This window comes from Streptomyces sp. NPDC053427 (assembly GCF_044544985.1).
GTDB lineage: Bacteria > Actinomycetota > Actinomycetes > Streptomycetales > Streptomycetaceae > Streptomyces.
This window is the reverse complement of record NZ_JBITYA010000002.1, coordinates 158,393-182,429: the sequence shown is the minus strand read 5'-3', so window position 1 is coordinate 182,429 and position 24,037 is coordinate 158,393. Positions and strand designations below refer to the sequence as shown.

Here is a 24,037-nt window from a genome sequence, read left to right as displayed (position 1 = left end):
GACCGGCGGTGGCGGTGGTGGGGCGGGGTGGGGCGGGGCCCCGGGGGAGGGGGAGCCGGAGGGCCGCGCGCCCGCCCACCCCTCGTCCCCCCGCCCCCTTGCCCCGCCCGTTAGGCTCAGCGGCAAGCCGTCGCGATCCGTGGGCGCGAGTCGCGGCGAATCACAGGAGGATTGCTATGTCCATCCCGACCGTTGACGTCGTCTACACCGCCGTTGCCACCGCCGAGAACGGCCGCGACGGCCGCGTCGCCAGCGACGACGGCAAGCTCGACGTGGTCGTCAACCCGCCCAAGGAGCAGGGTGGCAGCGGCGCCGGCACCAACCCCGAGCAGCTCTTCGCGGCGGGCTACAGCGCCTGCTTCCAGGGCGCGCTCAGCGTCGTCGCCCGCCAGGAGAAGCAGGATGTCTCCGGCTCCCGCGTGACCGCCAAGGTCGGCATCGGCAAGACCGAGGCCGGCGCCTTCGGCCTCACGGTCGAGATCTCCGCCTCGATCCCCAACGTCGACGCGGACACCGCCAAGGCCCTGGTGGAGAAGGCGCACCAGGTGTGCCCGTACTCCCACGCCACCCGCGGCAACATCGAGGTCAAGCTGACCGTCGCCTGACGCGTCCGGCGCGTCCGGCGCGCCTGCCGCAGAGCCCGAAGCCGAGGCCGCATCCCCCAGCGGGGTGCGGCCTCGGCCGTGCGGGCTCGGCCATGCCGCTTCGTCACGGGGCTTCGGCCGTGCGGCCTCGGACATGGGGGCAGGCCACGCCCATTGTGATGCAGGTCACCTTCGCAATGCCTTGACCGCATCGCCGTGTAATCGATTACGTAGAGCCTCGCACAGGAACACGGAATCGATTACACGCAGCGGTTTCGGTGATCCGCCCGCCTCCCGGCAGGCCGGACACCCTACGGGCCGGTTCCGCAACGACGCGGACCGCAGGAACAGGACGGCAACGGCGCCATGGCGAACATCAAAGATGTGGCGGAGCGGGCGGGAGTCTCCGTCGCCACCGTCTCCCGGGTCCTCAACGGCCACAGTCCGGTCGCCGAGACCCGCGAGCGGGTGCTCGCCGCCGTACGGGAACTGGGCTACCGCCCCAACAACGTCGCCCGCGCCCTGCGCACCGCCCGTACCGGCGCGCTCGGCCTGATCATCAGCGACCTCACCAACCCCTTCTTCACCGAGCTCGCCGACGCCGTCGAGGACGAGGCCCGCAGCCTCGGCTACAGCCTGGTCATCGGCAACGCCGGCGAACGCCCCGAGCAGCAGGACGACTACATCCGCACCCTGCTCGACCGCCGCATCGACGGACTGCTGGTCAGCTCGGCCGGCACCGGCTCGGCGATGCTCGGCGAGGTCGTCGAATCCGGCACCCCGCTGGTCCTCCTCGACCGCACCGTCCCCGGCATCGACGCGCCTTGCGTCCGCGCCGACGGCCGCGCCGCGATGTCCGACCTGGCCGCCCACCTCGCCGTCCTCGGCCGCCGCCGCCCCGCCATCATCGTCGCCCCGGCCGGCACCCCCACCGGCGACGAGCGCCTCGGCCTCTTCCGCGAGGCGCTTGCCGCCCACGGCATCGCCCTGCCCGACGAACGCGTCGGCGCCACCTTCGACCTCCAGCACACCGGCGGCCGCCGGGTGATGAGCGACCTCCTCGACCTGTCGCAGCGGCCCGACGCCGTGCTGGCGACCGACAACCTCATGGCGCTCGGCGCGATGGACGAGCTCAAGGCCCGCGGGCTGCGGGTCCCCGACGACGTCGCCCTCGTCGTCTACGACGACGTGCCGTGGTTCGCCCACACCGATCCGCCGCTGACCGTCATCGCCCAGCCCACCCGCGAACTGGGCCGGGCCGCCGTCCACACCCTGCTGGCGCGCATCGAGGGCCGCCCGGCCGACTCGGTGCTGCTGCCCGCCCGCCTCGTGACGCGCCGCTCCTGCGGCGAGCGCGCCCACTGACCCGGCCGTACGAGGAACCGGATCCGGAAGAAAGAGACCCCGAAGGAAGGAAGGCAGCGCATGACCGGCGTCAACGACGACGTACCGGGCGGCCGCGAACTGCTGCGCGTGGTGGGGGTGACCAAGTCCTTCCCGGGCGTGCGCGCCCTGGACGGCGTGGACCTGACCCTGCGCGCCGGCGAGGTGCACGTCCTGCTCGGCGAGAACGGCGCGGGCAAGAGCACCCTGATCAAGATGCTCTCCGGCGCCCACCGCCCCGACGAGGGCCGCATCCTGGTGGACGGCGAAGCGGGCCTGCACGAGGTGCGGATCCGCTCCGCGCAGGACGCCGCACGCCTCGGCATCGCCACCATCCACCAGGAGTTCAACCTCGTCCCGGGCCTGACCGTCGCCGAGAACATCTTCCTGGGGCGCCAGCCGCGCACCGCGCTCGGCCTGGTCGACCGGAAGGCGATGCGCAAGCGCGCCGCCGCACTGCTCGCCCGCGTACGCCTCGATGTCTCCCCCGGCACCCCGGTCGCCGAACTCGGCATCGCCCGCCGCCAGATGGTCGAGATCGCAAAGGCGCTCAGCCTCGACGCCCGCGTCCTGATCATGGACGAGCCGACCGCCGTCCTCACCTCCGAGGAGGTCGAGACGCTCTTCGCGATCGTCCGCGAACTGCGCGCATCCGGCGTCGGCATCATCTTCATCACCCACCACCTGGAGGAGATCGGCGCCCTCGGCGACCGGGTCACCGTCCTGCGCGACGGCCGCTCCGTCGCCGAGATACCCGCGGCCACCGGCGAGGACGAGCTGATCCGGCTGATGGTGGGCCGCGATCTCGCCGAGCAGTACCCGCGCCGCCGCCCCGACGGGCCCGGCGCCCCGCTGCTGAAGGTCACCGGCCTGACCCGCAGCGGCACGACGGCCGGACCGGCCTTCGAGGGCATCGACTTCGAGGTGCGCGCCGGTGAGGTCGTGGGCCTGGCCGGACTGGTCGGCGCGGGCCGCACCGAAGTCGTCCGCGCCATCTTCGGCGTGGACCGCTACGACGCGGGAACGGTCGAGATCGACGGCACGGCGCTGGCCCGCGGCGACGTACGGGCCGCGATGCGCGCCGGACTGGGGCTCGTCCCCGAGGACCGCAAGGGCCAGGGCCTGGTCCTGGACGCCTCCCTCCAGGACAACCTCACTCTCGCCCGCCTCGACCGCGACACCCGCGGCGGCCTGGTGGACCGGGCCGCCCAGCGCCGCGAAGCGGCCGGCGTCGCCGACCGGCTGAAGGTCCGGATGAGCGGCCTGGCGCAGCACGCCCGCACCCTGTCCGGTGGCAACCAGCAGAAGATCGTCATCGGCAAATGGCTGCTGACGGACACCCGGCTGCTGATCCTCGACGAGCCGACGCGCGGCATCGACGTCGGCGCGAAGGTCGAGATCTACCGGCTCATCAACGACCTGACGGCGTCCGGCGGCGCGGTGCTGATGATCTCCAGCGATCTGCCCGAGGTACTCGGGATGAGCGACCGGGTGCTGGTGATGTCGGGGGGCCGACTGGCCGGCGAGCTGTCGGCCGAAGAGGCCACCCAGGACGCCGTGATGGAACTGGCCGTCCGGGCGCCCGCCCGGAACACGAACGAGAGCGCGAGGGAGGGCTCCGATGTCCGCTGAGCTGAAGACGGGAGCCGCCGCGAAGGCGGTGGGACGGGCACCGGACGGGGACGGCCCCGGCGCGTGGCTGAACCGGGCGGTCCTCAAGAACGGCCCGCTGGGCGGCCTGATCGCCCTGGTCGTCGTCATGACGGTGCTGTCCGCGGACTTCCTCAACGGCCAGAACCTCCTCAACGTCGGCGTCCAGGCCTCCGTCACCGCGATCCTCGCCTTCGGCGTCACCTTCGTGATCGTCGCGGCGGGCATCGACCTGTCGGTGGGCTCGGTCGCCGGGCTCTCCGCCGTCGTCGTGGCCTGGGCGGCCACCGACCAGCACCTGCCCGTGTGGATCGCCGTCCTGCTCGGCCTCGCGGTCGGCGTGGTGGCCGGCCTGATCTCCGGCGCGCTGGTCGCCTACGGCAAACTGCCCGCCTTCATCGCCACGTTGGCGATGCTCTCCGTAGGCCGCGGCCTGGCCCTGGTCGTCTCCGGCGGTTCGCCGATCGCCTTCCCCGGCTCCCTCGGCGCGCTCGGCGACACCCTCGGCGGCTGGCTGCCGATCCCCGTCCTCGTCATGATCGCGATGGGGCTGCTCGCGGCGCTGATCCTGGCCCGTACGTACGCCGGGCGCGCGATGTTCGCGATCGGCGGCAACGAGGAGGCGGCCCGCCTCTCCGGTATCGACGTCAAGCGCCGCAAGCTGGTCATCTACGCGCTGTCCGGGGTGTTCGCCGCGGTCGCCGGCATCGTCCTCGCCGCCCGGCTCACCTCGGCCCAGCCGCAGGCCGCCACCGGCTACGAACTGGACGCCATCGCCGCCGTCGTCATCGGCGGCGCCAGCCTCTCCGGCGGCTCCGGCAAGGCCTCCGGCACCCTCATCGGCGCGCTGATCCTCGCCGTCCTGCGCAACGGCCTCAATCTGCTGAGCGTCTCGGCGTTCTGGCAGCAGGTCGCCACCGGGCTGGTCATCGCGCTCGCCGTCCTCCTGGACACGCTGCGCCGCCGGAGCGCGCGGTGACGGGCGCTGCGGGAGTGAAGGGCCGTACGGGAGTGACGCGCCGTACGGGGGTGCTGGCTGCGACCGCTCTGGCGGTGGCGTTCGCCCTCTCGGGCTGCGACCGCGGCGGCAACACGGACCTGGGCCTGGCCCTGTCCACGATGAACAACCCGTTCTTCGTCGGCATCAAGGAAGGCGCCCAGGCCGAGGCGGACGCCCGCGGGCTGCGCATCAACATCACCGACGCGCAGAACGACCCCACCCAGCAGATCAACCAGATGGAGACGTTCACCAGCCAGAACGTCCGGGCGGCCGTCATCAACCCGGTCGACTCCGACGCCGCCGTCCCCGCCGTCGGCGTCGCCAACCGTGCGAAGGTGCCGGTCATCTCCATCGACCGCGGCGTCAACGGCGGCACGGTCGGCTCGACCATCGCCTCCGACAACGTCGCCGGCGGCCGCCTCGCCGCCCGCACGCTGGCCCGGTCCCTCGGCGGCAAGGGCAAGGTGGCCTTCCTGGAGGGCCAGCCCGGCACCTCCGCCGCCCGCGAGCGCGGCCGGGGATTCGAGGAAGGCATCAGGAAATACCCCGGTATCCAGGTCGTCGCCCGGCAGCCCGCCGACTTCGACCGCACCAAGGGCATGGACGTGATGTCCAACATGCTCCAGGCGCACCACGACATCGCCGGGGTGTTCGCCGCCAACGACGAGATGGCGCTCGGCGCGTCCAAGGCGCTGGGCGCCCGTTCCGGCAAGGACGTCAAGGTGGTGGCGTTCGACGGCACCCCCGACGGCGTCAAGGCGGTCTTGGGCGGCACGCTGACGGCCACCGTCGCCCAGCAGCCGCAACTGCTGGGCAGGCAGGCCGTGGACTGGGCGCTGAAGGCCGCCCGCGGTGAGAAGCTGCCGAAGACGGTCAAGGTGCCGGTGGTACTGGTGACGGCGAAGAACGCCGCGAAGTTCACGACAGACGGGTGAGAAGGAAAATGGGAGAGCGGCGCATGTACGACGTCCTGGTGGTCGGCTCGGCCAACGCGGATCTGACGGTACGGGTGGAGCGGCGGCCCGGCGCGGGCGAGACCGTGCTCGGCACGGACCTGGTCGAATCGGCCGGCGGCAAGGGAGCCAACCAGGCGGCCGCCGCGGCCCGGCTCGGTGGGCGCATCGCCCTGCTGGCGCGGGTCGGCGGCGATGCGTTCGGCGAACTGCTGCTGAGCGCCCAGCGCGAGGCGGGCACCGATGTGGCACCGGTCATCGTGGACGGGACGGCCCGCACCGGCACCGCGATGATCGTCGTCGACCCGGACGGCGACAACAGCATCGTCGTCTCGCCGGGCGCCAACGCCGCCCTCACCCCGGCCGATGTGGCCGCGGCGGCGGATGCCATCGCCGCCGCCTCGGTGGTCTCCCTCCAGCTGGAGATCCCGATGGAGTCGGTACGCGCCGCCGCCGCGGCCGCCGAGGACGCCGGCACCCGCGTCGTGCTCAACCCCTCCCCGGCGCCCGAGGCGGCCCTGGCCCCCGAACTCCTCGCCGTCGCCGACCCGTTGGTTGTCAACGAGCACGAGGCCCGGCAGCTGTCGGGGCTCACCGACGGCAAGCCGGGGGAGTGGGCGCAGGCGCTGCGCGCGAAGGGCGCCCGCTCGGTCGTCGTCACCCTCGGCGGCGAGGGGGCGCTGGTGCTGGACGCCTCCGGAGTGCGTGAGGTCCCGGGCGTACGGGTCGAGGCCGTGGACACCACCGGTGCCGGCGACGCCTTCACCGGCGCCCTCGCCACCCGCCTGGCCCGCGGTGACGCCCTCGCCGACGCGGCCCGCTTCGCCGTACGCGTCGGCGCCGCGGCGGTCACCAAGCCGGGCGCCCAGCCGTCCTACCCGACGCAGGCGGAGCTGGCGGCGTTCCCCGGGGCCTGAGACGGCAGGGGCCCAGGACGCCGGGCCCGGGGTGCTACCGCGCCGGATCGCGGTCGTAGTCGACCCGGGCCCGCTCGACCTCGCCGAGGTTGGCGGCGAGCGGGCCCTCGGCCGCGCGCCGCGCACCTTCGCCGACTGGGGCCGGCGCCATGTCGCCGCCTTCCGGTAGGGCGGGCACGGGCACCCGCCGGACTCCCCGTGCGGCCGGCCGCCCCGTGCGGGGGATCGGCCCTCCGCACGGGGCACCGGCAGCGAGGGCGGCCGCCCGGTTCACCCGGTGGCCGCCGCCGGTTCCGTCACCGGCCCGGCTCCCTGGGGCCGTACGGGGCGTGCTCCGCGCCGGTCGTCAGCGCCCAGTAGCGGTCGCCGTAGGACCAGTGCCACCACTCGGTCGGGTAGTTGACCAGACCCGCGCCGGACAGCGCGGCGCTCAGCAGCCGCCGGTTGGCGCGGGCGGCGGGCGGCAGGTCCGGGGCGGCGGTGTAGCACGCGCCGCCGCTCTCCTCCGGGGAGGCGTTGATCGGAGTCCCCATGTCGACATACCCCCCGTCCGTCGTGACGAGCGTCAGATCCACCGCGCCGCCCGCGCTGTGCGGCGCGATCTCCGGCGGGGACACGTACCGGCTGGCGGCCTGGTGAATGCGCGCCGCGTCCCAGTCGGGGTGGACGGCGCGCAGCTCCTCCGCGTACTCCTCGAAATAGCGGCGCTGGAGCCCCGGCGGCCGGTAGCCCTCGACGATCTCCAGCCGCAGACCGTCCGGCAGGGCCTCCTGCGCCGCCAGCAGCCGCCGCACCAGGCCCTCGCGCAGCAGGGCGAAGGCGCCCCGCTCGTCGTGCCGTGCGTCGGCCACCAGGAGCGCGGGCGCCGCGGTCCGCACGTCCACCAGGGCCTCACCGCACTCCCTGACCGGAATCGCGGCGATCTCCGGGTCGGCCATCAACGTGATCCGGTCTTGGGCGTCGGCCAGTACCAGCTCCGAGGAGCCATCGGACGAGGCCGTCGCCACCCGCTCCCCACCGGGCAGCCAGACACCGCTGAGCCCGCACGCCGGACCGGGGCTGCCGACCCCCACCCCGTTGGCGAGCAGCACCTGCAGCCCGGTCTCCCGCGCCAGGTCCGCATACCGCGCCACCCGCTCCGCCGTACCGTGGAACGAACTGGCCAGATACACCCGGCAGTTGTCCGCCGCGGCCCGCTCCGCCACCTCGGGGAAGTTGTTGTCGTTGCAGGTGGCCAGCGCGAAGCGCACCCCGCCCAGCCGGAAGCGCCCGTCCGCCGTGCCCGGCGCGAAGACCTCGTTCTCCGCCTCGAACAGATGCCGCTTGTCGTAGCGGGTGAGCAGCGCACCGTCGGGCCCGTAGACGAACGAGGCGATGGTGGGCGGGGATCCGTCGGCCCCCCGCCCCGGCGCGTTCACCACGGCCGCCACCCCCGACGCCCGGCAGGCCTCTCGTACGGGCGCCAGCCGGGCGTCGTCGTGCGTGACCGACATCGCCTCGGGATCGCCGGCTATCGCCGCCAGGTCGTAGTGCGTCAGCGCCAGTTCGGCGAAGACCACCAGCCCGGCGCCGCGCCCGGCGGCCTCGGTGATGAGCGTGGCCATCCGCGCGGCGTTGGCATCGATGTCGCCCGGTACGGGCGCGAACTGTGCGGCAGCAATGATCATTCGGCCATGATGCCCCTGATTCACCGGATGACCGCCCCGAAGCGGCGCAGATCCAGATACTGGAGCCGACCACAAGTCGATCACCCGTACGGGGGAAATCCGTTGAGCTCCGACACCGAGACCGACACCGACACCGGATCCGACGCCGGGACCGGCTCCGGCACAGGCCCCGACCCCGGCGCAACCGCCCGCGCCGACAACCCCGTTGGCGCGCAGGCAGAGACCGCCGCCTCCGCCGCCCCTCACCCCCGCCTCTGGCGTGACCTCTCCCTCTCCGCCGTGCTGGCCGGCTTCGTCGCCGTCGTCGTCTCCTACTCCGGCCCGCTGGTCATCGTGCTCGCCGCCGCGTCGGCCGGGCACCTGGACGCGGCCCGGACCACCTCCTGGATCTGGGCGATCTCCCTCGGCAGCGGCCTGACCTGCCTGGCCCTCAGCCTGCGGACCCGGATGCCGGTGATCACCGCCTGGTCGACACCGGGCGCCGCCCTCCTCGTCACCAGCCTGGGGGCGTACTCCTATCCGGAGGCCGTCGGGGCGTTCCTCGTCACCGGCGTGGTGATCACGCTGGTCGGGCTGACCGGAGTCTTCGGGTGGCTGATGCGCCAGATACCCCCGGCGGTGGTCTCCGCCATGCTCGCGGGCATCCTCTTCTCGTTCGGTACGGGCGTGTTCACCTCGCTCCGGACCGCACCGCTGATCGCCGGGGCCGTTCTGCTGGCGTACCTCCTGGGCAAGCGGTGGCTGCCCCGCTACGCCGTACTTCTCGCCCTCGTCGCGGGCGTGGCCTCCGCCGCCGCCACCGCGCGCCTCCATGTCCACCTGGACCACATCGAGCTGGCCCGCCCGCAGTTCACCACCCCGGCCTTCTCCGTGGCCTCCCTCATCGGCATCGCGGTCCCGCTCACCCTGGCCACCCTCGCCTCCCAGAACGCCCCCGGCATCGCCGTCCTCACCGCGTCCGGCTACCGCCCCAAGGACCGTCTGCTGATCGGCTCGACCGGCCTGGTCTCCACCGCACTCGCCCCCTTCGGCTCCCACGCGATCAACCTCGCGGCCATCACCGCAGCCATCTGCACCGGTCCCGAAGCCCATCGCGACCCGGGCCGCCGCTATGTCGCGGGAGTCGCCTCCGGAGCGTTCTACCTCCTCATCGGCGCCTTCGGATCGACCCTCGTCGCCCTCTTCGCGGGCCTGCCCAAGGAACTGGTCGCCGCGCTGGCCGGCGTCGCCCTGTTCGGTGCGCTGGCCGGCGGGCTGACGGGCGCGGTGAAGGACGAGAAGGACCGCGAGGCCGCCCTGATCACGTTCCTGGCCACCGCCTCCGGAGTCACCCTCTTCGGCATCGGCTCGGCCTTCTGGGGGCTGGTCTTCGGCGTCGCCGCGCATCTCATCCTGCAGGCATGGCGCAAGAAAACGTCCGACAACCCCTGACAGCAACCGCCCGGCCGGGTCCGATGGCCCGGCCGGGGCTGACCGCTCGGCCGGGCCTGACCGCCCATCGGGTCCGACCGCTCAGCCTCAGCCGGCCCTGACCACTCGGCGCGGCCCGCCCCCTCACCCGAGCCCGGCCGCTCAGCGGCCCCGCCCCCTCAGCCGACCCCGGCCCCCGTTCCGTCCGCGGCACCCGTCCGCGGTCCGGGAAACGCCCGGCGGTACGCGGCCGGCGACACCCCGACCTGCTTGCGGAAGTGGTGGCGGACATTGTTGGCCGTGCCCAGTCCGCACAGTTCGCCGATCTGCTCGAGGGGCAGGCCGGTGGACTCCAGCAGGGCCTGCGCCCGCCCGATGCGCTGGTGGAGGAGCCACTGCACGGGGGTGGTGCCGGTGGCCTCCCGGAGCCGCCGGTAGAAGGTCCGCGGGCTCATCGCCGCCCGCCGGGCCAGATCCTGGACCGTCAGCGGCCGGTCGAGCCGGTCGAGTGCCCAGGCGAGTACGGGACCCAGCCCGCCGTCGTCCGAGGCAGGTACCGCGACATCGATGAACTGGGCCTGGCCGCCCGGCCGGTGTGCGGGCACCACCATCCGGCGGGCCAGCTGATTGGCGACCTGCGCGCCGAGGTCGCGGCGGACCAGATGCAGACACAGGTCCAGTCCGGCGGTCAGCCCGGCGCTGGTGAGCACATCGCCGTCGTCCACATAGAGCACCGAGTCGTCCACCCGCACCTTCGGGTAGCGCGCGGCGAGCTGGGCGGTGTGCAGCCAGTGCGCGGTGGCCCGGCGGCCGTCCAGCAGCCCGGCCTCGGCCAGCGCGAACGCGCCCGTGCACAGCGACACCATCCGGGCACCCGCCTCATGGGCCCGGCGCAGCGCCTTCGCCAGCTCCGGCGGCACCGGCCGGCCGTCCTCGACGCAGGCGTCCGGTACCGAGGTGACGATGACGGTGTCGGCGTCGGCCAGATCATCGAGCCCGTAGCGCGTCCGCACCGCGAGCCCGAACCCGTCGGCTTCCGCCTCCTGCCGGCCGTCCCCCGTCCCGCTCCGGCACAGCCGCAGCTCGTACCAGGGGTCGGCAAGATCGGACTGCGGCTTGCCGAACACCGTGCACGGGATGCTCAGTTCGTACAGGTCCCAGGACGGCACGCCGATGTCCTCGGGCACGACCACTGCGACGGATCCGGCGTTCATGCGCCGAGAGTAGAGCAGGCCCCGTGGCACGAATTTGGCGGTACCGGGCACTGCGGTCACTGTCCCGGCGCGGCGGGCGCGGCGAAGGTGGTTCCTGCCCGATCAACCGCAACCCACCTCGACCGCAACTCAGCGGACCGTACAAGGAGTTCTGCATGCCATCCGAACGCGAGGCCGTGACCGTCATCGGACTGGGCTCGATGGGCTCGGCGCTGGCCGCCGCGCTGCTCGACCGGGGCCACCCGACGACCGTGTGGAACCGCTCGCCCGAGAAGGCCGCACCGCTCACCGCACGCGGCGCGCGGCTCGCCGCAACACCCGCCGAGGCGCTGGGGGCCGGCTCGCTCGTCATCGTCTGCGTACTGGACTACGAGGCCGTGCACACGATCCTGGACCCGGTGGCCGCCGCACTCGCGGGCACCACACTGGTCAACCTCACCTCCGGTACGCCCGAGCAGGCGCAGCGGGCCGCCGAGTGGGCGGCCGGGCACGGCGCCGACTACCTGGACGGTGCGATCATGACCACCCCGCCGGGCGTCGGCAGCCCCGAGATGATGTTCCTCTACAGCGGCTCGCCGGACGTCCTCGCCGACCACCGCCCGGCGCTGGCCGCCCTCGGCGACCCCCTGCACCTGGGCACCGACCCGGGCCTGGCCGCCCTCTACGACGCGGGCCTGCTCGGCCTGATGTGGTCCGCGCTGACCGGCTGGCTGCACGGCACCGCGCTGGTGACCGCCGAGCACGCCACCGCGACGGACTTCACCCGGGTCGCGGTCCGCTGGCTCACGGCCGTGGGCGGATTCTTCGCCGCCTACGCACCCCAAGTGGACGCCGGCCGCTATCCGGGCGATGACGCCACGGTCGAGGTGCAGATCGCCGCGATCGACCACCTCCGTCACGCCGCGGCGGCCCGCGGCATCGACAACGCCCTGCCGGACCTCCTCAAGTCCGCGATGGAACGCGCCGCGAAGGCAGGCCACGGCCGCGACAGCTACGCGAGTGTGATCGAGGTCCTGCGGGGCCCGCGGTCCCTGTAGATGCCGGGAACGGCGCCACCAGGGGTCCTGAAGAAGGACGCGGTCCCGGGTGGCGCCGCCGGCCGTCGACCGACCGCGGGGCTCACCGCAGAAGGACGGGCGCCTCAGGGCTTCGCGTACTCCACCGACACGTCGCCGCCGCTCGTCCTCGCCGATATCTTGTGCGCGGAGCCCTTGTCCGTCGGGACCGAGACCGTGCGCGTACCGCCGCTGGTCGAGGCGTCCACCGCGTACGAACCCTTCGGCACGCGGATGGTGACGTCACCGCCGCTGGTCTGCGCCGACACCTCGTCGGGCTCGCTGGCCAGGGCGAGATCCAGGTCCCCGCCGCTGGTCTTCACCTTCGCCCGGCGTGCGGTGGAGTCCGCGACGGTGATGTTCCCGCCGCTGGTCTGTGCGGAGATGGCGCCGGAGGTACCGCGTACCGTGATGTTCCCGCCGCTGGTGTGCAGATCGACCGAGGCGTTACGCGGAAGGAGAACCCGGTAGGACACCGCGCACTGCCGGCCGGAGCCCGTGCACTCCTCGGCCTTCAGCGTGAGCCGGCCGTCCTTGAACGCATGCGCGGGGCTCGGCTTCTCCTCGTTGTACGTGTACTTCTCGGTCACCTTGACCGTTCCGCCGGCCGCTATCGGCACGATCTCGATGTTCCCGCCGTGCGTGGTCGCGGACACCGCGGTGACCTTCCCGTCCACCGTGTACGTACGCTGCGCATTCTTCTCCGCGGCCAGCGAGCAGCCGGTCAGCGATCCGCCCACGACCAGCACGGCGCCGAACAGGACCAGATGAAAAGAGCGGAGCTGAGCCATGACGAGAATTCCCCCGGGGCAGTAATGGAACCTTTCACGACCCATGCTCCTGCCCCGCCCGCCCGCGGGCGTCACCATTGGGGATGAATCAATATCGCCGCGCCCCTAAGGGATTTCGGCCCGGGAGTCCGGGGCGTGCCTCAGGGGCGGGCGCCCCTCACGTACGCGAGTCCGCCCGCGTGATGGTGCGGAACGCCAGCTCCGCCAGCTCCCGCTGCCCGCGCATGCCCGGGTGGAACCAGTCCCAGGTGCTGAGCTGACGGCCCGTGAAGCGGTAGTCGAAGACCGACGCGTCGAACCGGCACAGCGCGTCCTTGCGGCACACCTGTGCCAGCGCCTGGTTGTAAGCCATCACCCGGTGCCGCACCTTCTCGCGCCGCCGCTCCGCCGACCAGGTCAGATCGTCGGGGTTGCGCAGCATGGATCCGCAGATCCCCAGCTTCCACACCTGCTTGCCGAGCGGGTTCTTGCGCCCCTCCGACCACAGCCGCAGCAGATCCGGCACCGCGGCGACATACACCTGGGTGCGCGGCAGGGCGCGCCGCAGCTTCTCCATCGACCGCTCGAAACCGGCGCGGAAGGCCTTGGCCGGGGTCATCGCCCGTACGTCGCTGCGGCATGCGTCGTTGGCGCCGATCAGGACCGTGACCAGCTCGGGCTTGTGGACGGCGGCCGCCGCGATCTGGTCGGGCAGCTCGCTCATCAGGGCGCCGGTCCTGGCGTAGTTCCAGCTGTGCTTGGCGGGGTTCTTCACCAGCCGCCGGGCGAGGCTGTCGACCTTGGGGTCGGTGCCGGTGGCCCAGGAGACCTCGGGGCAGTCGGAGAGGACCGTACAGGCGTCGAAGCCGACGGTGATGGAGTCGCCGAGCGCCGCGATGGACCCGGGGGCGGTGCGCCAGACGGGTCCCGCCTTCGCGGCCGGGCGTTTGGTGCCGGGGCCGTGGTGCGGTGCGCCGGAGCCTTCGCTGCATCCGGCGAGCCCGATCACCAGGGCGGAGGCGACGGCCGCGGCGCGGGAAGCGGGTCCGGGGGAGCGGTGACGCCGACAGCGAAAGGGCCGATCGATCTGCGTCATCCCCTGTCCCCTCCGGCGTGCGAGTGATATCTCTTCGGGTACCGACGGTACGTCACTCCCTGACCGGCACCGCGCGATAGCTTTGCCCCGTGCCTGCCGGGCGGTGACGCAAAGTGGCATGTGCAGTCGGCACAGATAAATTACATCACGTCATTTCCTGTCCCATTTGCGGCAAATTACGGCTAATGGTGTTTACTGTAGGTCACCTCGCATGCTGGTGCCGAAGTGATCACTGGGGCAGAATGTCAGCTGTCCCGGCCGCAACCGGAACGGGCACGAGGCCGCTGGGGAAGGCGAACCTCGAACCGCACTGGAGGTCCCGGTGACGACACGTGGAGTTCTGTACGTCCACTCCGCTCCGCGCGCGCTGTGCCCGCATGTCGAATGGGCCGTGGCGGGCGTCCTCGGCGTGCGCGTCAATCTCGACTGGATCCGCCAGCCGGCGTCCCCGGGCACGTGGAGAGCCGAGTTCTCCTGGCAGGGCGAAGCCGGTACGGCCTCCAAGCTGGCCTCCGCGCTGCGCGGCTGGCATCTGCTGCGCTTCGAGGTGACCGCCGAACCCTGTCCCACCGCCGAGGGCGAGCGCTACAGCTCCACCCCCGACCTGGGCATCTTCCACGCCGTCACGGGAATCCACGGCGACATCCTCATCCCCGAGGACCGGCTGCGCGCCGCGGTCGCCCGCTCCGCGCGCGGGGAGACCGAGCTCGCCGCCGAGGTCTCCAAGCTGCTCGGCAAGCCCTGGGACGACGAGCTGGAGCCGTTCCGGTACGCGGGCGAGGGCGCCCCGGTGCGCTGGCTGCATCAGGTCGTATGAGGAGTCAGGCGCCGCTCCGCCGCCTCCACCGGGCCGTCCGAAGCGCGCCCGCCGAACCGCCGGGGCCGCTGTGTTGCCCTGGAGCGCACTCCAGCCCGTAGCGTTCCCGGCATGCCTGACAAGACCTCAGTAGCGGTGCTCGGCACCGGAATCATGGGCACCGCCATGGCCCGCAACCTCGCCCGCGCCGGGCTGGACGTCCGCGCCTGGAACCGCACCCGCGCCCGGGCCGAGCCCCTGGCCGCCGACGGCGTCCGCGTCACCGACACCCCGGCACAGGCGGTCGACGGCGCCGAGGTGATCCTCACGATGCTCCTCGACGGCCCCGCCGTCCTCGACGCGCTGCGCCAGGCCGCCCCGAAGCTGACGGCCGGCGGCCTCTGGCTCCAGATGGGCACCGTGGGCACCGAAGCCTTCGCGTCACTGGCCGGCTTCGCCCGGGAACACCGTCTGCTCCTGGTGGACGCCCCCGTCCTGGGCACCAAAGCGCCCGCCGAGAAGGGCGAGTTGACGATCCTGGCGGCCGGACCGCAGGACGTACGGGAGCGGGCCGGAGAAATCTTCGGCATCGTCGGGCGCGGCACCCAGTGGGTCGGCGACGACGCCACGAGCGGCGCCGCCAGCCGCCTCAAGATCGTGGTCAACAGCTGGGTGCTGACCCTGATCGGCGGCGCGGGCGAAGCGCTCGCGCTGGCCAAGGGGCTCGACGTGGACCCGCGCGACTTCCTGGCCGCGGTCGCCGGCGGGCCGCTGGACACGCCGTATCTGCGGATGAAGGCGGAACTGATCCTGGCCGACGACTACCCGGCGAGCTTCACGGTCTCCGCGGCGCGCAAGGACGCCCGGCTGATCGCGGAGGCGGCCGAGGCGGCGGGGGTACGGATGGACATGGCCGCGGCGGTCGCCGAGCGGTTCCGGCGGGCGCAGGAGCTGGGCCACGGCGAAGAGGACGGCGCGGCCGCGTACTTCGCGAGCTTCGACGGCTGAGCCCGTCGCGGCGGCACGGCGAAGGGCCCACCCGGTGTCTCCACCGGGCGGGCCCTTCGCGTGGCCGAGTGCCTGCTCAGACCGAGCGGAAGGCGAGCACCACGTTGTGGCCGCCGAAGCCGAACGAGTCGTTCAGCGCGGCGATCCGGCCCTCGGCCGGCAGCTTGCGGGCCTCGTTCTGCACGATGTCGCCGTCCGCGTCGGGGTCGAGGTTCTCGACGTTGATCGTCGGCGGCGCCACCCGGTGGTACAGCGCCAGGATCGAGGCAACCGTCTCGACACCGCCCGCGCCGCCCAGGAGGTGACCGGTCATCGACTTCGTGGCCGAGATGGCCATGTGGTCGAAGTCGTCACCGAAGACCTTGCGCAGCGCCTTCAGCTCGGCCAGGTCGCCCTGCGGGGTCGAGGTGGCGTGCGCGTTGATGTGCACGATCTCGGCCGGGTCGAGGTCGTTGGAGTCGATGAGGTTCTGCAGCGCGTGCGCGATGCCGTTGCCGGACGGCTCGGGCTGCACGATGTCGTGGCTGTCGGCGGAGATGCCCTGGCCGACGGCCTCGGCGTAGACCTTGGCGCCGCGCTTGGCGGCGTGCTCGGCCGACTCCAGGACGATCACACCGGCACCCTCGCCCATGACGAAGCCGTTGCGCGCGGCGTCATAGGGGCGGGAGGCGCCCTGCGGGTCGTCGTTGGACTTCGACATCGCCATCATGTTGCCGAACGCGACGATCGGCAGCGGGTGGATCGCCGCCTCCGTGCCGCCCGCGACGACGATGTCGGCACGGCCCGTACGGATCATCTCGATGGCGTAGCCGATCGCCTCGGAGCCGGACGCACAGGCGCTGACCGGGGTGTGCACACCCGCGCGGGCGTTCACGTCCAGACCGACGTTGGCGGACGGGCTGTTGGGCATCAGCATCGGCACGGTGTGCGGGGAGACGCGGCGGACGCCCTTCTCCTTGAGCACGTCGTACTGGCCGAGCAGGGTGGTCACACCGCCGATACCGGAGGCGATGACGGTGCCGAGCCGGTCGGGGTCGACCGAGGTGTCCTCACCGGCCTTCGCGGTGAAACCGGCGTCCGCCCAGGCCTCGCGGGCCGCGATCAGCGCGAGCTGCGCCGAGCGGTCCAGCTTGCGGGCCTGCGCCCGGGGGATGACCTCGCCCGGGTCGACGGCGGCCGATGCGGCGATACGGACCGGCAGGTCGGCGGCCCAGTCCTGCTCGAGGACGCGCACACCGGAGCGGCCGGCGAGCATGGCCTCCCAGGTCGAAGCGCTGTCGCCACCCAGCGGTGTGGTTGCGCCGATACCGGTGACGACCACGGTGCGATTGGTCGCGTTCACGGGAATTCTTACTCCACGGGTAGAGGGGTCTGAATCGACGGCGCCACCGCCAGGTGGCGACATGCGCGGGAGCTGGATCAGCTCTGGTGCTTGAGGATGTAGTTCGTCGCGTCGCCGACGGTCTTGAGGTTCTTGACGTCGTCGTCGGGGATCTTCACGTCGAAGCGCTCTTCGGCGGCGACAACGACCTCGACCATCGACAGCGAGTCGACGTCCAGGTCGTCGGTGAAGGACTTGTCCACCTTGACGTCCTCGGTGGGGATCCCGGCGATCTCGTTCACGATCTCGGCGAGACCGGCGACGATCTCTTCCTGAGTGGCGGCCATGATGGCGCTCCTTCGGGTCATAGGGGAATGTGCGTTTTTACTGCGGTATTTACGGTGAAGCGGTGAAGCGCTGTGCAACGCCCGTACGCGACCGATACCGACGGACTCGTGGGGTGCTGCGCAGTTCTTGCCTAGGGGAGAGTAACGACCGTCGCGGCGTAGACGAGACCCGCCCCGAAGCCGATGACCAGCGCGGTGTCGCCGCTCTTGGCCTGACCGGTCGCCAGCAGCCGCTCCATGGCGAGCGGAATCGAGGCGGCCGAGGTGTTGCCGGTGGTCTCCACATCGCGGGCGACCGTCACGCTCTCCGGCAGCTTCAGAGTCTTCACCATCGAGTCGATGATCCGCATATTGGCCTGGTGCGGAATGAAGACGTCCAGGTCGTCCGGGCTGACTCCGGCCGCGTCCAGCGCCTGCTGGGCGACCTTCGCCATCTCGAACACCGCCCACCGGAAGACCGCTTGGCCCTCCTGCGTGATGGCGGGGTACCGGATTGCCTCGGGAGCGGTGCGCTCCTCCGGCCCGTCGCCGCCCGGCACCGGAGTGGTCCGGTACACGTCCCAGGCGAGGGTCTGCTTGATGGTCTCGGACTTGTCGCCCTCCGAACCCCACACGGTCGGGCCGATCGCGGGCTCCTTGGCGGGGCCGACGATCACCGCGCCCGCACCGTCACCGAAGAGGAAGGCCGTCGCACGGTCCTCCAGATCGGTCAGGTCCGAGAGCCGCTCGACGCCGATGACCAGGACGTACTCCGCGGAGCCGTCGGTCACCATGCCCTTGGCCAGGGTCAGTCCGTAGCCGAAGCCCGCACAGCCCGCCGAGATGTCGAAGGCGGCCGGCTTGCCCGCGCCGATGCGGTGCGCGATCTCCGTCGCGATCGCCGGGGTCTGCTTGAAGTGCGAGACGGTCGAGACGATGACGGCACCGATCTGCTCCGGCGTCAGACCCGCGTCGGCGATCGCCTTGCCGGCGGCCTCCACCGACATCATCGCGACGGTCTCGTCCGGGCCCGCCCAGTGGCGGGTGGCGATGCCCGAGCGCGAACGGATCCACTCGTCCGACGAGTCGATGTGCTTGAGGATCTCGTCGTTCGGCACGACACGGGTCGGACGGTAGCCGCCGACGCCCATGATCCGTGCGTACGGGGCGCCCTTGGCCGGATTGATCTTCGAGGTCATGCTCTTCGGTCTCCTTATTCGGCCGAGAGGTCGGCTGTGGGAGAAGAGTGCTCGGCGATCAGCGTGCGGGCCGCGTCGAGGTCCTCCGGGGTCTTGAGCGCGAGGGTCTGCACACCGGGGAGCGCGCGCTTGGCCAGGCCGACCAGCGTGCCGCCGGGAGCCGCCTCGATGAGCGCGGTCACGCCGAGCTCCTTGAACGTCTCCATGCACCGGTCCCAGCGCACCGGGTTGGCCACCTGGCCCACCAGCCGCTGCAGCAGCTCCTGGCCGGAAGTGACCACCTGACCGTCCCTGTTGGAGACGTAGGCGGTGTGCGGATCGGCGACCGGCAGCTCGGTGACCGCGGCCTCCAGGACCGACACGGCGGGCGACATGTGGTGAGTATGGAACGCACCGGCCACCTTCAGGGGCACGACCCGGCGGGTGCCCTCCGGCTTGTTCTCCGTCAGCGCGGCGATCTGCTCGACGGTGCCCGCGGCAACGATCTGACCGGCGCCGTTCACATTCGCCGGCGTCAGCCCCAGCTGCTCCAGATGGGGCAGGACGACGGCCTCGTCGCCGCCCAGCAGGGCCGCCATGCCCGTCTCGGTGGTGGCGGCGGCCTCGGCCATGGCCAGCCCGCGCCGGCGCACCAGCGTCATCGCCGCCTCGTCGGACAGCGCGCCGGTCAGCGCGGCAGCGGCCAGCTCACCGACGCTGTGTCCGGCGGCGGCGCCGACCAGGCGGGAGACGTCCTCGCCGGTCGCGAACAGCTGACGGGCGGAGAGCAGAGCGGAGGCCACCAGCAGCGGCTGCGCCACCGCGGTGTCGCGGATCTCCTCCGCGTCGGCCTTTGTGCCGTAGTGGACCAGGTCCAGATCGATGGCGGCCGACCACTCACGGAGCCGGTCTTCGACACCGGGGAGGTCGAGCCAGGGGGTCAGGAAGCCGGGCGTCTGAGCGCCTTGGCCGGGAGCGACGAGTACGAGCACCCTCACACTCTCTCTTGCGGGAGGTCCCGCCCGCCCGTGGGGACAGGGACGAAGAACCATCGGGGGAATTGTTGGTGTCGGACAAAAGTCTAGAGCTGCGTCTCACCGTCAGCCAGGCGCCCCAGAATCAGCGCGATACGCAGGGTGAACGCCGAGCGCACATCGGACGGCGACCATCCGGTGACGTCCGTCACACGTCGCAGCCGATAGCGCACGGTGTTGGGGTGTACGAACAACATCCGCGCCGCGCCCTCGAGGCTGCTCGCCTGCTCCAGATAGACGCTCAGCGTCTCCAGCAGCGCCGACCCCGCCTCTTGCAGCGGTCTGTAGATCTCCTCCACCAGCTGCTGCCGCGCGACAGGATCGGAGGCCATCGCGCGCTCCGGCAGCAGATCGTCCGCGAGCACCGGCCGCGGGGCGTCCGGCCAGGCCGCGCAGGCCCGTAGCCCGGCGGCGGCGGCCTGCGCGGAACGGGTCGCGGCCAGCAGGTCCGAGACCACCGGTCCGGCCACCACGGGGCCCGCCGCGTACGGCCCGATCAGCGCCTTCGCCGCCTTGAGCGGATTGTCCGAACCGCCCGCGATCACCACCAGGCGCGACCCCAGCACCCCGGTCAGCACCTGGAGCTTGGCGTGCCGCGCGGCCCGCCGGATCGCCTCGACGGTCAGTTCGCTGTCCCCGTCGGGCGCTGTACCGAGCACCACACACACATGCTCGGGCGAATTCCAGCCAAGGGCCGCGGCCCGCGATACGGCGCCCTCGTCCGCCTCCCCGGAGAGCACCGCGTTCACGACCAGCGACTCCAGCCGGGCGTCCCACGCGCCACGCGCCTCGGCGGCCTGCGCATAGACCTGCGCGGTGGCGAAGGCGATCTCGCGTGCATAGACCAGCAGCGCCTCGCGCAGTACGGACTCGTCACCGGGCGCCGCGACCTCGTCGATCGCCGCCTCCATGACCTCGATCGTGGTGCGGACCATCTCCACGGTCTGCCGCAGCGTGATCGCCCGGGTCAGCTCGCGCGGCGCCGTCCCGAAGACATCGGTGCTGATCGCCTGCGGGGTCTCCGGGTGCCGGAACCATTCGGTGAAGGCGGCGATACCGGCCTGTGCCACCAGGCCGATCCAGGAACGGTTCTCCGGTGGCATCGCGCGGTACCACGGCAAGGTGGCATCCATGCGGGCGATGGCCGCGGCCGCCAGTTTGCCGGACGACTTCTCCAGGCGGCGGAGGGTCGCGGAGTGCGGGTGCGCGTCGCGCGATGCGGGTTCAGACACGGGGACAAGCCTGCCCTATCGGGATGAGGAGCTGACGCGGCGGGGCTACGGTGGCGCCATGATTGAGGTGCGCACAGGCGGCGAACGCTATCGGGGCGGCGACCAGGATGCCGGTATCGAGACGTTCCACGCGTTCTCCTTCGGGCCGCATTTCGACCCGGACAACCTCCGCTTCGGCGCGCTGATCGCCTGCAACGAGGAGCGCCTGGCGCCCGGCGCCGGCTTCGACGAGCACCCGCACCGCGACACGGAGATCGTGACCTGGGTCGTCGAGGGCGAGCTGACCCACCGCGACTCGGCCGGCCACGAGACCACCGTACGGCCCGGCGACCTCCAGCGGCTCAGCTCCGCGAGCGGGGTCCGGCACATCGAGCGCAACGATGGCGCGGCCCCGCTGCGCTTCGTCCAGATGTGGCTGGCCCCCCTCTCCTTCGGCGGCGAGGTCGCGTACGAGGTGGTGCGCGGCATCGCCGACGGCACCCCGTACGCCCTTCCCCGGGCGGGCGCCATGCTGCATCTGCGCCGCCTCGCCGACGGCGAGCGCACCGCCGTCCCGGATGCCGCGCGGGCCTACGTCCATGTCGTACGGGGCCGCGTCCGGCTCGGCGACGACCGGCTGGAGGCCGGGGACGCGGCGCGGATCACCGACGGGGAGGGCCTGGAGCTGCGGGGCCTGGGGGCCGCCGAGTGCCTGATCTGGGAGATGCGGCCGGAGCCGGAGCCTGCGTACGGCTGACCGGCGCGGACTCTCCGGTGGATCACGCCGGGCTCGGCGCGGTGCGGTGTGGCCGGCCGGCGCAACTCGGCGTGGGCGGTCTCAGCGCAGTTCGGCCAGCACGGCATCGGTCAGCGGCGGCCAGGCCTCGACGGCCCACGGCCCGAAGGCCCGGTCGCTCAGGGCGATGCAGGCGGCGCCCGCATCCGGATCCACCCAGAGAAACGTCCCGGACTGCCCGAAGTGCCCGAAGGTGCGGGGCGAGGACGAAGCGCCGGTCCAGTGCGGCGACTTACCGTCCCGGATCTCGAACCCGAGCCCCCAGTCGTTGGGCTTCTGGTGCCCGTAGCCCGGCAGCACACCGCTCACCCCTGGATGGATCACCGACGTCGCCTCGGCCAGCGTCTGCGGCGCCAGCAGCCGCGGCCGCTGCAGCTCGGCCGCGAAACGGATCAGATCCCCGACCGTCGAGATGCCGTCCTTGGCGGGCGAGCCGGCCAGCTCGGTCGCGCCCATGCCGAGCGGTTCGAGCACCGCCTCGCGGACGTACTCGCCGAAGGGGATGTCGGTGGCCTTGGCGAGGTGATCGCCCAGGACCTCGAACCCGGCGTTGGAATACAGCCGGCGGGCCCCCGGCTCGGCCATCGTCCGGTGCTCGTCGAAGGCCAGCCCCGAGGTGTGGGCCAGCAGATGACGAACCGTCGAACCCGCCGGCCCGGCCGGCTCGTCCAGCTCGACGGCGCCCTCCTCGACGGCCAGCAGCACGGCGTACGCGGCGATCGGCTTGGTGACGGACGCCAGCGGGAACCGGTGCTCCAGCGGCCCGTGAGAGCCGGCCACCGTGCCGTCGGCTCGTACGACGGCGGCCGCAGCGGTGGGCACCGGCCAGTTCTCGATCATCCGCAGGCTCTCCATGTCCCGAGCCTACGGGGTGCCTCAGCGCCTTCAAATTCCGGTCAAGTCCGGTCGTGATCGCGCTTGCTTGGAGTGCACTCGAAGTCTCTAGCGTTGGGGATGGTGAGGGACGCGGGCGGAGTTCGGGGCGCGGAGCAGCGCCACCGGCGGGCCGCCCGGCGACAGCGGCGTCCGGCACGACGCCGGCCCGGCCACGATGCCGGACCGGGGAAATGGGGATACGGGGTATGACGGTCACGCACAGTGAAACGATGGCGGACGACATGATCGCCACCGACCTTTGGGACCAGGTCGCAGGCCAGGACCCGCGCGGTCCGAGGGAGCGGCCGGCCAAGCCGAGCGGCTGCGCGGCGACGCTCACCCACCCGCGGCCGGCCGGCCGCGACCAGTACACGATCAGCGAGGTGGCCGAGCACACCGGCCTCAGCGCCCACACCCTGCGCTGGTACGAGCGGATAGGCCTGATGCCGCATGTGGACCGCACGCACACCGGCCAGCGCCGCTTCACCAACCGTGACCTCGACTGGCTCAACCTGGTCACCAAGCTGCGGCTGACCGGCATGCCGGTCGCCGACATGGTCCGTTACGCCGAGCTGGTACGGGAGGGCGACGGCACGTTCCCCGAGCGCGAGGAACTGCTGACCGCGCACCGCGAGGACGTGCGCCGGCGGATAGCGGAGCTCCAGAGCACGCTGGACGTCCTCGACTACAAGATCGACATCTATGCCGACGCCCGGCGGGCGTCCGAAAGGTTCTGAGTTCTCATGACTGGGGTTTCCAAGACCGGCAAGAAGATCGAAACCGTCGAGCTGGGCACCGGCGGTCCGCAGGTCGGCGTCCAGGGCCTGGGCTGCATGGGTATGAGCTTCGCCTACGGTCCGACCGACACCGACGAGGCACGCGCCACCCTGGAGCGCGCCCTGGAACTGGGCGTCACGCTCTTCGACACCGCCGACGTCTACGGCATGGGCGAGAACGAGAAATTCATCGCCCCCTTCCTTCAGGCACATCGCGACGAGGTCGTGGTCGCCACCAAGTTCGCGCTGTCCATCGACCCGGCCGAACCCACCAAGCGCACCATCCGCAACGACCGGCCGTACATCCGCCAGTCCGTGGAGGGCAGCCTGCGGCGCCTCGGCATCGACGAGATCGACCTCTACTACATGCACCGCCGCGATGTGCACGTCCCCATCGAGGAGACGGTCGGCGCGATGGCCGAGCTGGTGGCCGAGGGCAAGGTCAAGCACCTGGGCCTGAGCGAGGTGACCGCCTCCGAGCTGCGCGCCGCCCAGGCCGTCCACCCGATCGCGGCCCTCCAGTCCGAGTGGTCCCTCTTCAGCCGCGACATCGAGGAGGGCGTGGTGCCGGCCGCGGCCGAGCTCGGCGTCGGCCTCGTCCCGTACTCGCCGCTCGGCCGCGGCTTCCTGACCGGCGCCTTCGTCAACGCCGACAAGGAGCTGGCCTCCGACGACTTCCGTCGCCAGCAGCCACGCTTCACCGGCGACAACGCGGCCGCCAACGCCGCCCTGCTGGAGCCGGTCCGCACGATAGCCGCGGCCCACGACGCCACGCCCGGCCAGATAGCCCTGGCCTGGCTCCAGCAGCAGGCCGCGGCGCGCGGCCTGGCCGTGGTGCCGATCCCGGGTACCCGCAAGCGCACCCGGGTCGAGGAGAACACGGGCGCGACCCGGATCCGGCTGACCGACCACGACCTCGCCCTGCTGGAGCCCATCGCGGGGAAGGTGGCGGGTGCGCGCTACGCCGACATGACGTTCACCTCGGCCGGGCGGGAGTAGCGGAGGCCGCCGCTCGG

General features: G+C 72.2%; 21 protein-coding genes and 1 pseudogene. 12 read left to right on the top strand and 10 right to left on the bottom strand.

The genetic code is table 11. The annotated features are described in order from the left end of the window. Window positions 1-176 precede the first annotated feature (176 nt). The 5 genes and pseudogenes from ACIGWZ_RS05530 (at window position 177) to ACIGWZ_RS05510 (ending at window position 6,487) form a co-directional block, all read left to right on the top strand. Complete coding sequence (locus ACIGWZ_RS05530; RefSeq protein WP_400061119.1) at window positions 177-605, top strand: organic hydroperoxide resistance protein; 429 nt, start codon at window positions 177-179, stop codon at window positions 603-605. Between the two features lie 345 nt (window positions 606-950). After that, window positions 951-1,949, top strand: a complete 999-nt coding sequence (locus ACIGWZ_RS05525; RefSeq protein WP_400061117.1) for a LacI family DNA-binding transcriptional regulator — start codon at window positions 951-953, stop codon at window positions 1,947-1,949. Window positions 1,950-2,009: 60 nt separating this feature from the next. Beyond that, a complete protein-coding gene (locus tag ACIGWZ_RS05520; protein ID WP_400061115.1) occupies window positions 2,010-3,599 on the top strand; it encodes a sugar ABC transporter ATP-binding protein in 1,590 nt (529 codons plus the stop codon). Beyond that, a pseudogene (locus ACIGWZ_RS05515) lies at window positions 3,589-5,552 on the top strand (substrate-binding domain-containing protein). Before ACIGWZ_RS05520 ends, ACIGWZ_RS05515 begins: the two are co-directional and overlap by 11 nt. 23 nt (window positions 5,553-5,575) lie before the next feature. Next, window positions 5,576-6,487, top strand: a complete 912-nt coding sequence (locus ACIGWZ_RS05510) for a ribokinase (RefSeq protein ID WP_400061997.1) — start codon at window positions 5,576-5,578, stop codon at window positions 6,485-6,487. Between the two features lie 296 nt (window positions 6,488-6,783). Here the strand turns inward: ACIGWZ_RS05510 and ACIGWZ_RS05505 are convergent, their stop codons facing one another. After that, a complete protein-coding gene (locus ACIGWZ_RS05505; RefSeq protein ID WP_400061114.1) occupies window positions 6,784-8,154 on the bottom strand; it encodes a nitrilase-related carbon-nitrogen hydrolase in 1,371 nt (456 codons plus the stop codon). A gap of 102 nt (window positions 8,155-8,256) precedes the next feature. Between ACIGWZ_RS05505 and ACIGWZ_RS05500 the strand changes: the two genes are divergently transcribed. Further along, on the top strand, window positions 8,257-9,585 hold the full coding sequence (locus ACIGWZ_RS05500) for a benzoate/H(+) symporter BenE family transporter (protein ID WP_400061112.1): 1,329 nt from the start codon (window positions 8,257-8,259) through the stop codon (window positions 9,583-9,585). Window positions 9,586-9,743: 158 nt separating this feature from the next. Here the strand turns inward: ACIGWZ_RS05500 and ACIGWZ_RS05495 are convergent, their stop codons facing one another. Continuing rightward, on the bottom strand, window positions 9,744-10,778 hold the full coding sequence (locus tag ACIGWZ_RS05495; protein WP_400061110.1) for a GlxA family transcriptional regulator: 1,035 nt from the start codon (window positions 10,776-10,778) through the stop codon (window positions 9,744-9,746). Between the two features lie 155 nt (window positions 10,779-10,933). On the opposite strand from ACIGWZ_RS05495, the gene ACIGWZ_RS05490 reads away from it, so the two are divergent. Continuing rightward, complete coding sequence (locus ACIGWZ_RS05490) at window positions 10,934-11,815, top strand: NAD(P)-dependent oxidoreductase (RefSeq protein WP_400061108.1); 882 nt, start codon at window positions 10,934-10,936, stop codon at window positions 11,813-11,815. Between the two features lie 104 nt (window positions 11,816-11,919). Here the strand turns inward: ACIGWZ_RS05490 and ACIGWZ_RS05485 are convergent, their stop codons facing one another. Next, window positions 11,920-12,624: a DUF4097 family beta strand repeat-containing protein gene (locus ACIGWZ_RS05485; RefSeq protein ID WP_400061106.1), complete on the bottom strand. Its 705-nt coding sequence runs from the start codon at window positions 12,622-12,624 to the stop codon at window positions 11,920-11,922. Between the two features lie 157 nt (window positions 12,625-12,781). After that, window positions 12,782-13,699 carry an SGNH/GDSL hydrolase family protein gene (locus ACIGWZ_RS05480; RefSeq protein WP_400061104.1) on the bottom strand — a complete coding sequence of 306 codons (918 nt, stop codon included), beginning with the start codon at window positions 13,697-13,699 and terminating at the stop codon, window positions 12,782-12,784. 322 nt (window positions 13,700-14,021) lie between these two features. Between ACIGWZ_RS05480 and ACIGWZ_RS05475 the strand changes: the two genes are divergently transcribed. Both ACIGWZ_RS05475 and ACIGWZ_RS05470 read left to right on the top strand, forming a co-directional pair. Continuing rightward, entirely contained in the window at window positions 14,022-14,516 is a 495-nt protein-coding gene (locus tag ACIGWZ_RS05475) for a DUF3145 domain-containing protein (protein WP_400061102.1), read from the top strand. A 111-nt stretch (window positions 14,517-14,627) separates the two neighbouring features. Next, window positions 14,628-15,503, top strand: a complete 876-nt coding sequence (locus ACIGWZ_RS05470) for an NAD(P)-dependent oxidoreductase (protein WP_400061100.1) — start codon at window positions 14,628-14,630, stop codon at window positions 15,501-15,503. A 76-nt stretch (window positions 15,504-15,579) separates the two neighbouring features. Here ACIGWZ_RS05470 and ACIGWZ_RS05465 read toward each other — a convergent pair whose 3' ends face one another. The 5 genes from ACIGWZ_RS05465 to ACIGWZ_RS05445 form a co-directional block, all read right to left on the bottom strand. Continuing rightward, entirely contained in the window at window positions 15,580-16,845 is a 1,266-nt protein-coding gene (locus ACIGWZ_RS05465) for a beta-ketoacyl-[acyl-carrier-protein] synthase family protein (RefSeq protein WP_400061097.1), read from the bottom strand. Window positions 16,846-16,922: 77 nt separating this feature from the next. After that, window positions 16,923-17,171: an acyl carrier protein gene (locus ACIGWZ_RS05460; RefSeq protein WP_400061095.1), complete on the bottom strand. Its 249-nt coding sequence runs from the start codon at window positions 17,169-17,171 to the stop codon at window positions 16,923-16,925. Window positions 17,172-17,302: 131 nt separating this feature from the next. Next, window positions 17,303-18,349, bottom strand: coding sequence for a ketoacyl-ACP synthase III (locus tag ACIGWZ_RS05455; protein WP_400061094.1), 1,047 nt, complete (start codon window positions 18,347-18,349; stop codon window positions 17,303-17,305). A 14-nt stretch (window positions 18,350-18,363) separates the two neighbouring features. Then, a complete protein-coding gene (locus ACIGWZ_RS05450; protein WP_400061092.1) occupies window positions 18,364-19,320 on the bottom strand; it encodes an ACP S-malonyltransferase in 957 nt (318 codons plus the stop codon). Between the two features lie 89 nt (window positions 19,321-19,409). Beyond that, window positions 19,410-20,594, bottom strand: a complete 1,185-nt coding sequence (locus ACIGWZ_RS05445; RefSeq protein ID WP_400061089.1) for a PucR family transcriptional regulator — start codon at window positions 20,592-20,594, stop codon at window positions 19,410-19,412. Window positions 20,595-20,652: 58 nt separating this feature from the next. Here ACIGWZ_RS05445 and ACIGWZ_RS05440 point away from each other — a divergent pair, with 58 nt between their 5' ends. Beyond that, window positions 20,653-21,330, top strand: a complete 678-nt coding sequence (locus ACIGWZ_RS05440; RefSeq protein WP_400061087.1) for a pirin family protein — start codon at window positions 20,653-20,655, stop codon at window positions 21,328-21,330. An 81-nt stretch (window positions 21,331-21,411) separates the two neighbouring features. On the opposite strand, the gene ACIGWZ_RS05435 is transcribed toward ACIGWZ_RS05440, so the two are convergent. Continuing rightward, window positions 21,412-22,224, bottom strand: a complete 813-nt coding sequence (locus tag ACIGWZ_RS05435; RefSeq protein ID WP_400061085.1) for a serine hydrolase domain-containing protein — start codon at window positions 22,222-22,224, stop codon at window positions 21,412-21,414. 251 nt (window positions 22,225-22,475) lie between these two features. Here ACIGWZ_RS05435 and ACIGWZ_RS05430 point away from each other — a divergent pair, with 251 nt between their 5' ends. Both ACIGWZ_RS05430 and ACIGWZ_RS05425 read left to right on the top strand, forming a co-directional pair. After that, window positions 22,476-22,982, top strand: a complete 507-nt coding sequence (locus ACIGWZ_RS05430; protein ID WP_400061084.1) for a MerR family transcriptional regulator — start codon at window positions 22,476-22,478, stop codon at window positions 22,980-22,982. 6 nt (window positions 22,983-22,988) lie between these two features. Then, complete coding sequence (locus ACIGWZ_RS05425) at window positions 22,989-24,020, top strand: aldo/keto reductase (protein ID WP_400061082.1); 1,032 nt, start codon at window positions 22,989-22,991, stop codon at window positions 24,018-24,020. Window positions 24,021-24,037 lie beyond the last annotated feature (17 nt).

Coding starts and splice junctions, on each gene's coding strand:
- ACIGWZ_RS05505 (WP_400061114.1), bottom strand. CDS start 8,154: ATGATCATTGCTGCCGCACAGTTCGCGCCCGTACCGGGCGACATCGAT.
- ACIGWZ_RS05440 (WP_400061087.1), top strand. CDS start 20,653: ATGATTGAGGTGCGCACAGGCGGCGAACGCTATCGGGGCGGCGACCAG.
- ACIGWZ_RS05485 (WP_400061106.1), bottom strand. CDS start 12,624: ATGGCTCAGCTCCGCTCTTTTCATCTGGTCCTGTTCGGCGCCGTGCTG.
- ACIGWZ_RS05495 (WP_400061110.1), bottom strand. CDS start 10,778: ATGAACGCCGGATCCGTCGCAGTGGTCGTGCCCGAGGACATCGGCGTG.
- ACIGWZ_RS05460 (WP_400061095.1), bottom strand. CDS start 17,171: ATGGCCGCCACTCAGGAAGAGATCGTCGCCGGTCTCGCCGAGATCGTG.
- ACIGWZ_RS05525 (WP_400061117.1), top strand. CDS start 951: ATGGCGAACATCAAAGATGTGGCGGAGCGGGCGGGAGTCTCCGTCGCC.
- ACIGWZ_RS05425 (WP_400061082.1), top strand. CDS start 22,989: ATGACTGGGGTTTCCAAGACCGGCAAGAAGATCGAAACCGTCGAGCTG.
- ACIGWZ_RS05530 (WP_400061119.1), top strand. CDS start 177: ATGTCCATCCCGACCGTTGACGTCGTCTACACCGCCGTTGCCACCGCC.
- ACIGWZ_RS05430 (WP_400061084.1), top strand. CDS start 22,476: ATGGCGGACGACATGATCGCCACCGACCTTTGGGACCAGGTCGCAGGC.
- ACIGWZ_RS05520 (WP_400061115.1), top strand. CDS start 2,010: ATGACCGGCGTCAACGACGACGTACCGGGCGGCCGCGAACTGCTGCGC.
- ACIGWZ_RS05435 (WP_400061085.1), bottom strand. CDS start 22,224: ATGGAGAGCCTGCGGATGATCGAGAACTGGCCGGTGCCCACCGCTGCG.
- ACIGWZ_RS05470 (WP_400061100.1), top strand. CDS start 14,628: ATGCCTGACAAGACCTCAGTAGCGGTGCTCGGCACCGGAATCATGGGC.
- ACIGWZ_RS05490 (WP_400061108.1), top strand. CDS start 10,934: ATGCCATCCGAACGCGAGGCCGTGACCGTCATCGGACTGGGCTCGATG.
- ACIGWZ_RS05455 (WP_400061094.1), bottom strand. CDS start 18,349: ATGACCTCGAAGATCAATCCGGCCAAGGGCGCCCCGTACGCACGGATC.
- ACIGWZ_RS05510 (WP_400061997.1), top strand. CDS start 5,576: ATGTACGACGTCCTGGTGGTCGGCTCGGCCAACGCGGATCTGACGGTA.
- ACIGWZ_RS05480 (WP_400061104.1), bottom strand. CDS start 13,699: ATGACGCAGATCGATCGGCCCTTTCGCTGTCGGCGTCACCGCTCCCCC.